The organism is Pseudomonas sp. AC532 (genome assembly GCF_979258965.1).
This window is the reverse complement of the sequence record NZ_OZ409888.1, coordinates 5,008,282-5,023,103: the sequence shown is the minus strand read 5'-3', so window position 1 is coordinate 5,023,103 and position 14,822 is coordinate 5,008,282. Positions and strand designations below refer to the sequence as shown.

Annotated in this window: 13 protein-coding genes; 2 read left to right on the top strand and 11 right to left on the bottom strand. The window is 63.2% G+C overall.

Translation table 11 applies throughout. The annotated features are described in order from the left end of the window. Positions 1-71: 71 nt before the first annotated feature. Complete coding sequence (locus ACZ0AV_RS23405) at positions 72-1,526, top strand: SLC13 family permease (protein WP_499153223.1); 1,455 nt, start codon at positions 72-74, stop codon at positions 1,524-1,526. A gap of 51 nt (positions 1,527-1,577) precedes the next feature. Here ACZ0AV_RS23405 and argR read toward each other — a convergent pair whose 3' ends face one another. The 6 genes from argR to acs form a co-directional block, all read right to left on the bottom strand. Next, positions 1,578-2,558, bottom strand: coding sequence for a transcriptional regulator ArgR (argR, locus tag ACZ0AV_RS23400; protein WP_499153222.1), 981 nt, complete (start codon positions 2,556-2,558; stop codon positions 1,578-1,580). 53 nt (positions 2,559-2,611) lie between these two features. Continuing rightward, positions 2,612-3,376 (bottom strand): ABC transporter ATP-binding protein, encoded by a 765-nt coding sequence (locus ACZ0AV_RS23395; protein WP_499153221.1) that lies wholly within the window; start codon positions 3,374-3,376, stop codon positions 2,612-2,614. Positions 3,377-3,429: 53 nt separating this feature from the next. Beyond that, the gene (locus ACZ0AV_RS23390) at positions 3,430-4,128 is read right to left on the bottom strand and encodes an ABC transporter permease (protein ID WP_499153220.1); all 699 of its coding nucleotides are present in this window, start codon (positions 4,126-4,128) and stop codon (positions 3,430-3,432) included. Positions 4,129-4,138: 10 nt separating this feature from the next. Beyond that, on the bottom strand, positions 4,139-4,828 hold the full coding sequence (locus ACZ0AV_RS23385; RefSeq protein ID WP_499153219.1) for an ABC transporter permease: 690 nt from the start codon (positions 4,826-4,828) through the stop codon (positions 4,139-4,141). A 293-nt stretch (positions 4,829-5,121) separates the two neighbouring features. Then, positions 5,122-5,901 (bottom strand): ABC transporter substrate-binding protein, encoded by a 780-nt coding sequence (locus tag ACZ0AV_RS23380; RefSeq protein ID WP_499153218.1) that lies wholly within the window; start codon positions 5,899-5,901, stop codon positions 5,122-5,124. Between the two features lie 296 nt (positions 5,902-6,197). Beyond that, positions 6,198-8,159: an acetate--CoA ligase gene (gene acs / locus ACZ0AV_RS23375; RefSeq protein WP_499153217.1), complete on the bottom strand. Its 1,962-nt coding sequence runs from the start codon at positions 8,157-8,159 to the stop codon at positions 6,198-6,200. Between the two features lie 243 nt (positions 8,160-8,402). Here acs and ACZ0AV_RS23370 point away from each other — a divergent pair, with 243 nt between their 5' ends. Next, on the top strand, positions 8,403-9,959 hold the full coding sequence (locus ACZ0AV_RS23370) for an EAL domain-containing protein (protein WP_499153216.1): 1,557 nt from the start codon (positions 8,403-8,405) through the stop codon (positions 9,957-9,959). Positions 9,960-9,997: 38 nt separating this feature from the next. On the opposite strand, the gene dctM is transcribed toward ACZ0AV_RS23370, so the two are convergent. The 5 genes from dctM to ACZ0AV_RS23345 form a co-directional block, all read right to left on the bottom strand. Beyond that, complete coding sequence (gene dctM / locus ACZ0AV_RS23365) at positions 9,998-11,281, bottom strand: C4-dicarboxylate TRAP transporter large permease protein DctM (RefSeq protein WP_499153215.1); 1,284 nt, start codon at positions 11,279-11,281, stop codon at positions 9,998-10,000. Continuing rightward, on the bottom strand, positions 11,278-11,916 hold the full coding sequence (locus tag ACZ0AV_RS23360; protein WP_499153214.1) for a TRAP transporter small permease: 639 nt from the start codon (positions 11,914-11,916) through the stop codon (positions 11,278-11,280). Before ACZ0AV_RS23360 ends, dctM begins: the two co-directional genes overlap by 4 nt. 375 nt (positions 11,917-12,291) lie before the next feature. Then, positions 12,292-12,669 carry a VOC family protein gene (locus ACZ0AV_RS23355; protein ID WP_499153213.1) on the bottom strand — a complete coding sequence of 126 codons (378 nt, stop codon included), beginning with the start codon at positions 12,667-12,669 and terminating at the stop codon, positions 12,292-12,294. A 24-nt stretch (positions 12,670-12,693) separates the two neighbouring features. Further along, positions 12,694-13,698, bottom strand: a complete 1,005-nt coding sequence (locus ACZ0AV_RS23350; RefSeq protein WP_499153212.1) for a DctP family TRAP transporter solute-binding subunit — start codon at positions 13,696-13,698, stop codon at positions 12,694-12,696. Between the two features lie 91 nt (positions 13,699-13,789). After that, a complete protein-coding gene (locus ACZ0AV_RS23345) occupies positions 13,790-14,707 on the bottom strand; it encodes a LysR family transcriptional regulator (protein ID WP_499153211.1) in 918 nt (305 codons plus the stop codon). Positions 14,708-14,822 lie beyond the last annotated feature (115 nt).

The window sequence follows — 14,822 nt, the reverse complement described above, 5'->3', positions numbered from 1 at the left end:
AGCTGCGAAGCCCCTGATAGAGCGCCAGCGGGCATAGTTCTCCCCGAATCTGAAGGAACGAGAACAAAACAATGAGCAAAATAAAACAAACCAATGGCGCACTCGTCGCCGCACGTATCGGCCTGTTCCTCGGGCCTCTTTTACTGCTTGCCTGCGTCGTCAGCGAGCCACCCGCCGGCCTCAGCCAGGAGGCCTGGCTGACCGCCGGCCTCATTGGCCTGATGGCCACCTGGTGGGCAACCGAAGCCATTCCCATCCCTGCTACCGCCCTGCTGCCTATCCCCATGATCCCGCTGCTCGGCATCGGTACCGTTCAGCAGGCTACCTCTCCCTATGCCAACCCGACCATCTTCCTGTTCCTCGGCGGTTTCCTGCTGGGGCTCGGCATGCAGCGCTGGAATCTGCACAAGCGCCTGGCCCTGCGCACGCTGATAGCCGTCGGCAACCAGCCAGCGCGGCAGGTCGGTGGTTTCATGCTGGCCACGGCACTGGTGGCCATGTGGGTCAGCAATACCGCAACCGCCATCATGATGCTGCCAATCGGCCTCTCGGTCATCGCCATGCTCACCCAGCAGGGCGACGAGCGCGAGCATGAACGCTTCGCGACCGCGCTGCTGCTGGGTATCGCCTACGCAGCCAGTATCGGCGGCATTGCCACGCTGATCGGCACGCCGCCCAATGCGCTGCTCGCCGCCTACCTGCGCGAGAACCACGATGTGCATATCGGCTTTGGTCAATGGATGCTCATCGGCGTACCGGTGTCGAGCTGCATGCTGCTGTTCACCTGGTGGTGGCTGACCCGCGGCGGCTTTCAGCTGGAGGGCGGCGATAGCCGCGCGATGCTGCGCCAGGAGCTCGACGAACTCGGCAGCTGGTCGGCGGGTGAAAAGCGCGTGGCCCTGGTGTTCGGCTGCACCGCAATCGCCTGGGTCACCCAACCGCTGCTGTCGCAGTATGTCACCGCTCTCGACGACACTTTGATCGCCATGATCGGTGCCATGGCGCTGTTTCTGATTCCGGCAGAACGGGATGGATCGAAGCGCGTATTCCTGATGGACTGGGACACAGCCAACAAGGTGCCATGGGGCATCCTGCTGCTGTTCGGCGGCGGTTTGTCGCTGGCGAGTACCATCACCTCCACAGGGCTGGCGGGCTGGATCGGCGAAGGTCTGCAAGGCATCGGCGTTCTGCCCCTGGTGCTGATCATCGGCGTCGTGGTGTTGACCATCAACATGCTGACCGAGATCACCTCCAACACCGCCACGGCTGCGGCGTTCCTGCCTCTGGTAGGCGCCCTGGCGGTTTCCCAGGGGCTCCCCCCGGAGCTGCTGGCCATCCCTGCGGCCATCATTGCCAGTTGCGCCTTCATGATGCCGGTGGCGACGCCGCCCAACGCATTGGTGTTCGGCACCGGGCTGATGCGCATCCAGTCGATGATCAAGGCGGGCTTCGTGATCAACATTTACAGCGTGGTGCTGGTGACCATGCTGTGCTACCTGCTGATCGGCATCATCTGGAGCCACTGAGGCCGTGACAGCCACCCTGCCTGGCCGGAACCTCGGCCAGGCGGTATCTGCTCAACCCCGCTCGGCCGGTGCCGAGGTCAGCTCGAAGGGGTTGTTGTTGCGCCGCTGGTTGCGATCCTCGCGCGGCGTAGCGCCGAAGAAGTTGCGGTAGGCGCTGGAGAAATGTGGACCCGAGGAGAAACCACAGGACAGGCCGATCTGAATGATCGATTTGCTGGTCTGCATCAGCAGCTGCCGCGCCTTGTTCAAGCGCAGTTCGAGGTAGTACTGGCTGGGTACGCGATTGAGATACTGCTTGAAGATGCGCTCCAACTGCCGCCGCGACACGCACACGTGCTGGGCGATCTCGTCGGTGGTCAGCGGCTCTTCGATATTGGCCTCCATCAACAGCACGGCCTGGGTGAGCTTCGGATGGCTGGAGCCGAGCCGATTCTGCAGTGGGATACGCTGGCGCTCGCCGCCTTCACGAATACGCTCGACCACCAACTCTTCGGATACTGCACCGGCCAGCTCGGCGCCGTGGTCACGGGCCAGCAGGGCCAGCAGCATGTCCATCACCGCCATACCGCCGCAGGCCGTGAGACGATCACGGTCCCAGTCGAACAGATGGCTGGTGGCGATCACCTTGGGAAAGCGCTCGGCGAAATCATCCTGCCAGCGCCAGTGCACGGCCGCTCGGTAGCCGTCGAGCAGGCCAAGCTGCGCCAGCGGATAAACGCCTGCGGCAATCGCCCCCACGCTGCAACCACTGCGCGCCACTTGCTTGAGCGCGGCGGCCAACGCCGGCGCGACGGTCGCCGGTGGCTCGTCGGCAAGCAGAAACAGCTTGCGGTAGCCCTCCAGGCCGCCGGCCCAGGGGCTGCCCGGCAGGCGCCAGGCACCCTCCATCGGCTCCTCGGCCTGCAGGAACGACACCTCGTAGACCACTTCCGGGTGTACGCGCTGGGCGACACTCAACGCCTCTTCCGCCAGCGCCAGGGTCAGGGGCTTGGTGGAAGGCCAAAGCAGGAAGCCGATTCGGGGAGCAGTCATGATGGGCAGGTCGGGCTCTGGAGGCAGTAAGGGGTAAGGGATGATAACGCCAACTACTTGAGACTACCGCTGAGGAACTGCTGCAGGCGCTGCGATTGCGGATTGGCCAGCACATCGCGCGGGTCGCCCTGCTCCTCGACCAGACCCTGGTGCAGGAACAACAATTGATTGGAAACCTCGCGGGCAAACCCCATCTCGTGGGTCACCACCACCATGGTACGCCCCTCCTCGGCCAGATCACGCATGACCTTCAACACATCGCCGACCAGTTCCGGATCCAGCGCCGAGGTGGGCTCGTCGAAGAGCATCACTTCCGGCTCCATGGCCAGGGCTCGGGCAATCGCCACCCGTTGCTGCTCGCCGCCGGACATGTGCGCCGGATAGGCCTCCTTGCGGTGCGCCACGCCGACCTTGTGCAGGTAATGCTCGGCCTTGTCGCGTGCCTCGGCCTTGCCCATGCCGAGCACGTGCACCGGCGCTTCCATGACGTTCTCCAGGACGTTCATGTGCGACCACAGGTTGAAGTGCTGGAACACCATTGCCAGGCGCGAGCGCAGGCGTTGCAGTTGCCTGGGGTCGGCAGCGCGCAGTGCACCGTCCTTGCCGGGCACCAGCTTGAGCGCTTCGCCATTGAGCAGGATCTGCCCGGCGTGGGGCTGTTCGAGCAGGTTGATGCAGCGCAGGAAGGTACTCTTGCCGGAGCCACTGGAGCCGATGATGCTGATCACGTCACCCGCCCTGGCCGCCAACGACACGCCCTTGAGCACCTCGTGGCTGCCGTAGCGCTTGTGCAGATCCTTCACTTCGAGCTTGTACATGCTTTCCACTCTCTTGAATGCGATGTCGTGCCGCTACTTGTAAACACAGCCTGCTAACTACGCCGCGGTGCCAGATAGGCCAGCCAGCGGCGCTCGGCCAGCTTGAACAGGCGCACCAGGACGAAGGTCAGGCACAGGTAGAACAGGCCCGCGGTGATGAACGCCTCGAACGGCAGGTAATACTGGGAGCTGACGGTACGCGCCGCGCCGGTGATGTCGATCAGGGTGACGATCGACGCCAGGCTGGTGGTGTGCAACATCATGATCACTTCGTTGCTGTACTGCGGCAGCGCGCGGCGCAGCGCCGAGGGCAGCAGGATGCGCCGGTAAAGCTTGGCTCGCGACATGCCCATCGCCCTGGCCGCCTCGATCTCGCCATGGGGCGTGGCCTTGAGGCTGCCAGCAAGGATTTCGGCGCTGTAGGCGCTGGTATTGATGGCGAAGGCCAGGCAGGCGCAGAAAGTCGCGTTGGACAGGTACGGCCACAGCAGGCTGTCGCGCACCGCCTCGAACTGCGCCAGGCCGTAATAGACCAGAAACAGCTGCACCAGCATCGGCGTGCCACGGATCACGTAGGTGTAGAGCCACGCCGGGCCGTTGACCCACGGCGAGCGCGAGGTGCGCATCAGCGCCAGGGGCACGGCGACCAGCAGGCCGAAGAACAGCGCGATGGCCAGCAGCTCGAGGGTCACCAGCATGCCGCCAAGGTACAGCGGCAGGCTGTCCCAGATCACGGTGTAATCGAAGATCATTGCGCGCCCCTCACAGTTCGGCGGCCTTGACGCCGGCCGAATAGCGTTTTTCCAGATAACGCAGGGCCAGCAGCGAGACACTGGTGATCAGCAGGTACAGGCCGGCCACGGCCAGGTAGAACGTGAACGGCTCGCGGGTGGCGTCGGCGGCGCTCTTGGCCTTGAACATCATGTCCTGCAGGCCGACCACGGAGATCAGCGCCGTGGCCTTGGTCAGCACCAGCCAGTTGTTGGTGAAGCCGGGAATGGCGAAGCGGATCATCTGCGGCACCAGAATACGCAGGAACACCTGCAGGCCGCTCAGGCCGTAGGCCATACCCGCCTCTGCCTGGCCCCTGGGAATGGCCATGAAGGCGCCTCGGAAGGTCTCCGACAGGTAGGCCCCGAAGATGAAGCCCATGGTGAACACCCCGGCGATGAAGGGGTTGATGTCGATGTAGTCGTCGTAGCCGAGCATCGGCGCGGCCCGGTTCACCAGGTCCTGCCCACCGTAGAAGATCAGCAGGATCAGCACCAGGTCCGGAATGCCGCGAATCACCGTGGAATAGGTTTCACCCAGCACCGCCAGCCAGCGCACCGGCGACAGGCGAAACGCGGCGCCAATCAGCCCGAGTACGATCGCCACCGCCATCGAGGTCAGGGCCAGAATCAGGGTGAGCCAGGCGCCATCGAGAATGGACGAGCCGTAGCCGTTGAGCATCCGCTTACCTCATGCGGGCGCCATCAGGCGCCGGAAATGCAACGCAAAAGTGGCACACGCCGGTAGATCAGCGTGTGCCACCTCCAACAAGAAATCACGATATCGCGAGCTGGAGCCATGCAAGTGCTCGGCTTGCCCGCGAAAACGGGCGAGGAAGCGGAGTTTACGCATTACTCGCTTCGCTCGCCCCTTCGGGGCCGCACTAAAGTGCGTTAACCGCGAGCGGCTTGCCGACCGGGCTGGCGAGCCAGCCTGCCTTACGCTGCATGGTCGACACGCGGCAGATCGTGGTGTTACTTGCCGTAGACGTCGAAGCTGAAGTACTTGTCCTGGATGCTCTTGTAGGTGCCATTGGCGCGGATCGCCAGGATGGCGGCGCTGATCTTCTCGGCCAGCGCCTTGTCACCCTTGCGCACGGCGATACCCTGACCCTCGCCAAAGTACTTCTCCTCGGTGAAATCCGGGCCCACGAAGGCGAAGCCCTTGCCGGCATCGGTCTTCAGGAAGCCGTCGTCGATGTTGACCGAATCGGCAATGGTGCCATCCAGGCGACCGGCACTGAGGTCCAGGAACACTTCATTCTGCGAGCCATAGCGCACGATCTCGGCGCCCGCCGGGCCAAACACGTCGGTGGCGTAGCGGTCATACACGGAAGAACGCTGCACGCCGATCTTCTTGCCCTTGAGGTCGGTGGCAACGTCGTTCATCACCGCGCCGCTCTTCATTGCCAGCTTGGCGGGCGTGGCGTAGTACTTGCCGGTGAAATCCACGGCACGCTTGCGCTCTTCGGTGATCGACATCGAAGACAGCACGGCGTCGAACTTGCGCACCTTGAGGGCCGGGATCAGGCCGTCGAACTCCTGCTCGATCCACTTGCACTCGACCTTCATTTCTTCACACAGGGCCACACCGATGTCGTAGTCGAAGCCGGTGATGTTGCCGTCGGGAGTCTTGTAGGCGAACGGCGGGTAAGCCGCTTCGATACCGATACGCAGCGCCTTGGCCTCCTGGGCCATGGTCAGCGGTGACAGCAGGGATAATGCCAGCGCGCCGAGCAGTGCGATCTTTTTCATGAAGGAAACTCCTGACAAGGATAGGGTTTCACTGGCCGCAAGCGGTAAGGCCGGGCCATGGAGAAGTGACGTCGCCAGCGTAGCGCAGGGCTGCGGGCGGCGCACGGAAGTGCGGCATTCTAGCGATAGCGTCGCGGTCGATATTTCCCAGATGCGACAACTAATTACAGATGCTAGAAGAGCCCGACACGGGCATCTTGACAGAACGAAAACTTCCGGAACACGGGCGCGATACAGACGCAAACGCCCCGGGCAGCAGAGCGGCCCGGGGCGTTTGCTTCAACGGCGCGGCACAGTCAGGCGCAGGCGCTTTGCATCGACTTGTGAGTATCGATCAGGTGCTGCACCACGCCCGGGTCGGCCAGGGTGGAGATATCTCCGAGGGAATCGTACTCGGCCGTGGCGATCTTGCGCAGGATACGCCGCATGATCTTGCCCGAGCGGGTCTTCGGCAGCCCCGGCGCCCACTGGATCACGTCCGGTGTCGCGATCGGGCCGATTTCCTTGCGCACCCAGGCCTTGAGTTCCTGGCGCAACTGCTCGGACGGCTCCTGCCCCTGGTTCAGGGTCACGTAGACATAAATGCCCTGCCCCTTGAGGTCGTGCGGCACGCCAACCACGGCGGCTTCGGCCACCTTCGGATGGGCGACCATGGCACTTTCCACTTCGGCGGTGCCCATGCGGTGGCCAGAGACGTTGAGCACATCGTCGACACGGCCGGTGATCCACCAGTAGCCGTCTTCGTCGCGGCGCGCGCCGTCACCCGTGAAGTACATGCCCTTGAAGGTCTTGAAGTAGGTATCCACGAAACGGTCGTGGTCGCCATACAGGCTGCGCGACTGGCCAGGCCAGGAATCGAGAATCACCAGGTTGCCTTCGGCAGCGCCCTCGATGATGTTGCCCAGGTTGTCGACCAGCGCCGGCACCACACCGAAGAACGGACGGGTCGCCGAGCCCGGCTTGAGCGCGGTGGCGCCCGGCAGCGGGGTGATCATGAAGCCGCCGGTTTCGGTCTGCCACCAGGTATCGACGATCGGGCAGCGCGACTGCCCGACCTTCTCGTAATACCAGTTCCAGGCTTCCGGGTTGATCGGCTCACCCACCGAACCGAGCAAGCGCAGGCTGGAGCCATCGGCGCCTTCGACGGCGGCGGTGCCCTGGGCCATCATGGCGCGGATCGCCGTCGGCGCGGTGTAGAGGATATTGACCTTGTGCTTGTCGATGATCTTCGACACGCGGGTCACGTCCGGATAGTTGGGAATGCCTTCGAACAGCAGCGTGGTCGCGCCGTTGGCCAGCGGGCCGTAGACGATGTAGCTGTGGCCGGTCACCCAGCCGACGTCGGCGGTGCACCAGTAGATCTCGCCCGGTTTGTAGTCGAACACCCGCTCGTGGGTCAGCGCGGCGTACAGCAGGTAGCCACCGGTGGTGTGCAGTACGCCCTTGGGCTTGCCGGTCGAGCCGGAGGTGTAAAGGATGAACAGCGCTTCCTCGGCGCCCATTTCCTTCGGCGCGCACACGCTGCCGGCCACTTTCATCAGGTCCTCGAACCAGATGTCGCGGTGCTGGTTCCACTTGATCTCGGAGCCTGTGCGCTTGACCACGATGACTTTCTGGATGCTGCGGGTCTCGGGGTTGGTCAGGGCATCGTCGACGTTGGCCTTGAGCGGAATCTTCTTGCCACCCCGCAGGCCTTCATCGGCGGTGATGACGACTTTCGAGGCGCAGTCGATGATGCGCCCGGCCAGGGCCTCCGGCGAGAAGCCACCGAACACCACGGAGTGGATCGCGCCAATACGGGCGCAGGCCAGCATGGCGACCACGGCCTCCGGGATCATCGGCATGTAGATGGTCACCACGTCGCCGCGGTGCACGTCCTGCCCACGCAGGGCGTTGGCGAACTTGCACACCTGCTCGTGCAACTGGCGGTAGGTAATTTCCTTGTGCTCGGACGGATCGTCGCCTTCCCAGATGATCGCGATCTGATCGCCGCGCTCGGCCAGGTGACGATCCAGGCAGTTGTAGGAGACGTTGAGGGTGCCGTCGGCGAACCACTTGATGTCGACATGGTGGTCGTCGAACGAGGTCTGTTTGACCTTGGTGAAGGGCTTGATCCAGTCGAGGCGCTGGGCCTGCTCACGCCAGAAACCGTCCGGGTTGACCACAGACTGCTGGTACATGGCTTTGTAGGTGGCTTCGTCGGTCAATGAATTGTCCGCCACCTCGGGGCTCACGGGATACAGGGACGCAGCACTCATTGAATCACCTCGGTTATTGATGTTGTTCTTCTATACGCTCATTTGTAACCATCCGCCCCGCCCACAACCATTCGACCATGGTCTTACCGCCCGCAGCGCGGCTCGCGCCCCGCTGTCGAGCGCAACACAAACCGAAGAATCGGACGCAATGCCGACCCGCACGAGCAATTCGAGACGCAGCGGACATTCTTGTCGTGCGACTTTCGCTAAGCTCGCCACCGTGATCCGGACCCAGTGACCTCCATGCCCTTTTCCACCCTTCGCTCCCGCGGGCGGGCGCTGCGCCTGTGCACCTCGCTCAGCGTGGCGGCACTGCCCCTGCTGCTCGGCTTTCCGCTGATGTATTGGCAGGCGGCAAGCCTGCTGGAAAGCCGCGCGCAAAGAAGTGCGAGCGATGCCCGCCTGCAACTGGACGTCATGCTCGACGATGCCGCCCGGGCCGCCAGCGCGGTGATCGGCTACGCCGGGCAGCCCTGTGCAGACGTCGAGCAGACACTGCGCAGCCAGGTGGCGGTCAGCCCGTTCTCGCGGTCGGCCAACCTGGTACATGACGGAGTGATCTACTGCACCTCGCTGATGGGCCCCTACGACAACCGGGAAGACCCCGAGACCTACATCCAGGGCCAGTTGCGCCTGATGGCCGGCAACGCCGTGACACCGGATCGCGCCGTGCTGGTCTATCGCCAGGCCGCAGCCGGCCACGGGGTACTGATCGGTATCGACGGCCAGCACCTGATCAACCTGCTGCGCATCAACGGCCAGGAGGTCGCGCTGCAGATCGCGGTGGGCGGAAACTGGATCACCGCCAGCGGCGCCGTGACCACGTCGAACTGGGGCGCGAAAACCGAATACGCCGTCGAGGCCGCCTCCTCGCGCTACCCCTTCCAGGTGTTCGCCGGCTACCCGCCAGGCGCCACGCTGCAGTACATGCAGGCGCACTATCAGCCGCAGTGGCTGCTGTTCGTGATACTTGGCGCGCTGGCGGGCGCCGGAAGCTTTCGCCTCGGCCTGCGCTCGACGTCACCGGGTACCGAACTCAAGCGCGCCCTGGAAGCTGCCGAGTTCATACCCTATTACCAGCCCGTGGTGGATACCGCGAATGGCCGCTGGCATGGCGTCGAAACGCTGATGCGCTGGCAGCACCCGAGCGAGGGGCTGGTGCCGCCGGACCAGTTCATCCCGCTGGCCGAGCGCCTCGGCCTGATCGTAGCGATGACCCGGGCACTGATGCGCCGGATCCGCGAGGATTTCACCGCACGCGTCGAGCAGATTCCCGCCGGCTTTCACCTGAGCATCAATATCACTGCCGCCCATTGCCACGACCTGCAACTGGTCGAGGAATGCCGCGAGTTCCTCGCCGCCTTCCCTGCCGGACACATCGTGCTGATTCTGGAGCTCACCGAACGGCAGATGATCACCCCCACCGAGGTCACCCGTCGGTTGTTCAGCGAGCTGCGCCAGCTCGGCGTACGCATTGCCATCGACGATTTTGGCACCGGCCATTCGAGCCTCGCCTACCTGCGCGAATTTCATGTCGACTTTCTGAAGATCGACCGCAGCTTCATCGCCATGGTCGACTCCCACGCGCTGTCGCGCCACCTGCTCGACAACATCCTCGACCTGTCCATTCGCCTGCAGTTGCCCCTGGTGGCCGAAGGCGTGGAAAGCCATGAACAGAGCCGCTACCTGAGCCAGCGAGGCGTACGCTACCTGCAAGGGTATCTGTTCGCCCTGCCGATGCCGGCGGACGAGCTGTTCAGCGCACTGCAAACCCCACCCGCAGCAAACGGCAGGGTATGAAATCCCGGCCGAAGCCGGGTCGAGGAAGCCTCGCTACCTCAGCTCATGCCTAGCCAGTTCGGCAGCGCCAGCGACACGAACGGCACGTAGGTCACCAGCATCAGGAACGCCAGCATCACCAGCAGCCACGGCGACACCGCGCGGACCACGCGGGTCAGTGGCATGCCGGTGACCGCCGAGGTGACGAACAGGTTGAGGCCGGTCGGCGGGGTGATCAAACCGATTTCCATGTTCACCACCATGATGATGCCCAGGTGGATCGGGTCGATGCCCAGCTGCATGGCGATCGGGAAGAGGATCGGTGCCAGGATCAGGATGATCGCCGACGGCTCCATGAAGGTACCGGCGATCAGCAGCACGATGTTCACCACGATCAGGAACTCGATCGGGCTGAAGCCCTGCTCGACTACCCAGGCGGTGATCGACTGCGGGATCTGCTCGGTGGTCAGCACGTGGGCGAACAGCATGGCGTTGGCGATGATGAACATCAGCACCACGCTCAGCTTGCCGGCCTCGATGATCACCTTCGGGCACTCGCGGACGGTCATGTCCTTGTAGACGAAGATCGCCACGAACGCGGCGTACACCGCGGCTACCGCAGCGGCTTCGGTCGGTGTGAAGGCGCCCGAGTAGATGCCACCAAGGATGATCACGATCAGCAGCAGGCCCCAGCCGGCTTTGCGTCCGGCCACCAGGATCTCTTTCATCGAGGCGCGCGGCAGCGACGGCATGTTCTGCACGCGGGCCATGATGTAGATGACCACCATCAGCACCAAGCCGAGCAGCAGGCCTGGCACCACACCGGCCATGAACAGCTTGCCCACCGAGGTTTCGGTCGCGGTGGCGTACACCACCATGACGATCGACGGCGGGATCAGGATGCCCAGGGTACCGGCGTTACACACGATACCGGCGGCAAAGTCCTGCTTGTAGCCCGAGCGCACCATGCCGGCGATGACGATCGAACCGACCGCTGCCACCGTGGCCGGCGACGAGCCGCTGAGGGCGGCGAAGAGCATGCACGCCATGATCGCGGCGATGGCCAGGCCACCCTTGATGTGACCGACGCAGGCGTTGGCGAAGTCGATCAGACGACGAGCCACGCCGCCGCTGGTCATGAACGCACCGGACAGCAGGAAGAACGGAATCGCCAGCAGGGTGTAGTGCTCGCTGGTTTCGAACAGTTTGATCGCCAGCGAACGCACCGAGTCGTTGCTGAAGAACAGGATGGTCATGGCCCCGGACAACCCCAGGGAAATGGCCACCGGAATGCCGATGAACATCAGCACGAACAGCGCAACGAACAGGAAGACAATAGTCATTTGGTGGTCTCCGCCTTGTCGGTTTCAGCCAGCTTCACGGCGTCGTCCACTTCGCTGTGCAGGCCCAGGCCTTGTTGCTTGCCTTGCAGCACGCGAATGAAGATTTCCAGGAATCGCAGGAACATCAGGGAAAAGCCGATCGGCACGATCATCACGATGTGCCACTGCTGGATGCCGAAACGGTCCAGGTCCTCGGCACCGGTGCCCACGCTGTACAGCACGGCCACCCACTGCTCGCTGGAATAGGCCATCAGCACGCAGTAGCCGAGGCAGATGATCAGCGCCAGGATGGCCATCAGACGCTGGTTGGCGGGGTTGAACTGGCGCACCAGCAGGTCGACACCGATGTGCGCGCCGATGCGCACACCCCAGGCCAGGCCGACAAAGATCAGCCAGCCGAACATGGCCTTGGTCAGGGCCACGCTCCAGGTCATTTCCTGAGCGACATAGAGAATGCCGTCGCCGATGCTGAACATCGCATCGTTGGCGAACGGCAGGGAATCTCCCAGGCTGTAGAAAACGCCGTAAAGGTTGTTGAACACCACATACGAGAAGGTGACCAGGGTCATCGCGGCGAGAAGAAAAGCGATGGCGACTTCTTCGAAGCGATTCCACAGGCGCTGCAAGGCTGTCATCAGCGGTCTCCCAGAGGATTGTTGTAATTGTTTTGGCAAGCCGACTCTAACTCCCGACGTTAGCGGGCAGATATTCACGATTAGTAAACGCGGCCTTCGGTCTTGGCGAATAGCTCACGCCGGACGGCGCTCAGTGCTGTCGAAGCGCCAGGATCGGCAAGATCAAGGCAGAAGCAGACGTTCGGTGATTCATTGTGGGAACGGGCCATGCTCGTGATTATTCGCGGGCACGGCCCGCTCCCACAGTCGTAGGGTGGATGACGCCTCACCTACGCGGCCCGACCCGTCCACCGATCACAATGGTGGATGAAAAGAGCGTCATCCACCCTACGACGGCCCCTATCGCCTTCTAGCAGCCTTCAAACATCGCAAAACTCACACCTGCTCGGAGATTTCGATCAGGTTCAAATCAGGGTCGCGCAGGTACACCGAACGGATCGGCCCCGTAGCGCCGGTGCGCATCACCGGCCCTTCGATGATCGGCCAGCCGACACGCTGCAGGTGCGCGATCACCTGATCCAGAGGCTGGCTGGCGATGAAGCACAGGTCCAGCGCACCGGGTACCGGTAGATGAGCCTTGGGCTCGAACTCCTGGCCGCGCACGTGCAGGTTGATCTTCTGGTTGCCGAAACAGAACGCCCGGCGCCCACTGCCGAAGGTTTCCAGGCGCATGCCCAGTACCTTGGTATAGAAGTGCGTGGCCGCCTCGGCGTCGGTGGCGGTGAGTACCAGATGGTCCAGGTGGTCGAGCATGCCAGCCTCCTCTTTGCGCTCTGCTTACTGGCCGGCAGCGTTGGCGGCCTGAGCGGCCTCGATCAGGTCGCTGCCGATCTTGCCTTCGTACTCTTTCCATATCGGGCGCATCACCTCGCGCCACTGCTGGCGCTCAGCATCGGTGAGCACGATCAGCTCGCGCTTGCCGTCGGCGAGAATCTGCTGCTTGTCCCGTTCGTTCAGCGCCAGCGCCTGCTTGTTCACCTCGGTGGTGACCTCGTCGATGATGGCCTTGAGCTCACCGCGAACATCGTCTGGCAAACCGTTCCAGAACTTCGCATTGGTGATCAGCATGTAGTTGCCGACCGCATGGTTGGATTCGATCATGTACTGCTGCACTTCATAGTGGCGCTGGCTGTAGATGTTCGACCAGGGATTGTCCGAGGCATTGATGACCCCCGTCTGCAGGCCCTGATAGATCTCGGCGAAGGCCATCTTGCGTGGCACCGCCCGCAATGCGCTGATCTGTGCAGCCTGCAGGTCCGATGGCTGCACGCGGAACTTCATGCCGCGGGCATCGCCTGGTACATGCAGCGGCTTGTTCGCGGTGAACTGACGCATGCCGTTGAGCCAATAGGCCAGGCCCAGAATGCCGTTGTTCTCGAAACTGTGCAGCAGCTCCTGCCCCTTGGCCGACTGTTCGAAACGCTGCGACGCAGCTGCGTTGTCGAACAGGAACATCAGGTCGAAGATCTGTACCCGCGGCTGGTACTTTTCCAGTTTTACCGGCGCCGGCGCCAGCAGTTGCACGTCACCGAGCAGCAGGGCTTCCATCTCCTTGCCATCGCCAAACAGCGATGAGTTCGGATAGACCTCCACCCGCGCCTTGCCGGCCAGGCGTTCCTTGACCAGTTTTTGCAGCATCAACGCGCCCTGCCCCTTGGGCGTCTGATCAGAGGCGACATGGGAGAACTTGATGACGATTTCTTCGGCGTGCACGGCGGCACCGAACGCCATGGCGGTGGACAGCAGCACGCAGGACAGGCTGCGACGAAGGACGCGGGACATGAGGCGATCTCCTGTTGTTGTTAGTACGGAGGGCCAACGCCCGTCCGGATGCCTTTGTTCACGACGAACTCTACTGCAGCCTTGAGGCTGACTACATTCTTGATTGGCCAAGCCTGCCTTCGCCATTGCCGAAGGCAAGGTGATCGACCATCTGCCGCGCGATCAGTGACAGGTTGTCGTAATGGCGTACGCAGATGTTCAACTCGCGAATCGCCCAGGGGTCTTCGATTTCCACCGCACGCACCGCCATGCTCGGCAGGTAGGTGTGCACCGCCTGCTCGGGCAGAATGCCGATGCCCAGGCCGGTGTGGATCATCCGGCAGATCGCCTCGAAGCTGCGCACCTGGATGCGCACCCGTAAATGCGCGCCGACCTGCTGCGCTGCCTCGCTGATCAGCGCGTGCAGCGAGGCCTCCTTTTGCAGGCCGATGAAGTCGTAGCCGATGGTATCCAGCAGCGTGACCCGATCGCGTGTCGCCAGCGGGTGCTCGCTCGGCACCACCAGTACCAGGCGGTCGCTGCGGTACGGGAACACCTGCACGCCGTCAGCCTGCACGTGGCCGGCGAAGATGCCGATGTCGGTCAGCCCCTCGCGCACCGCATGGATGATCTCGCTGCTGACCCGTTCTTCCAGGTCGATGCGGATCTGCGGATGCAGGGCCGTGAAGGCGCTGAGGTCCTCGGGCAGAAAGGCGATCACCGCCGAGGTGTTGGCGTGAATGCGCACATGACCATTGATGCCTTCACTGAATTCGCTGAGATCGGCCTGCATGTGCTGAATATTGTCGAGCAGGTTGCGCGCATGGTGCAGCAGCGCATCGCCGGCCGGCGTCAGCGCCACGCCCTTTGGCTGGCGATACAGCAACGGCGTGCGCAGATGCGCTTCCAGATCGCTGATGCGCTTGCTCACCGCCGCCAGGGCCAGGTGCTCGCGCTCGGCAGCGCGCGTCAGGCTGCGCTCGTCGGCAATGGCGACGAATAGTTTGAGGGTCAGGAAATCCACACGCATGGCAGGCTCCGCTTCGTGATTGGCGAAAGGCAGGCGACCCCCGCGCAAAGGCGGGAGCGACGGCCTCACCTTAAGCCTTCGCAGGACGCGAAGCCAGGCTTGCCGATTGACTGAT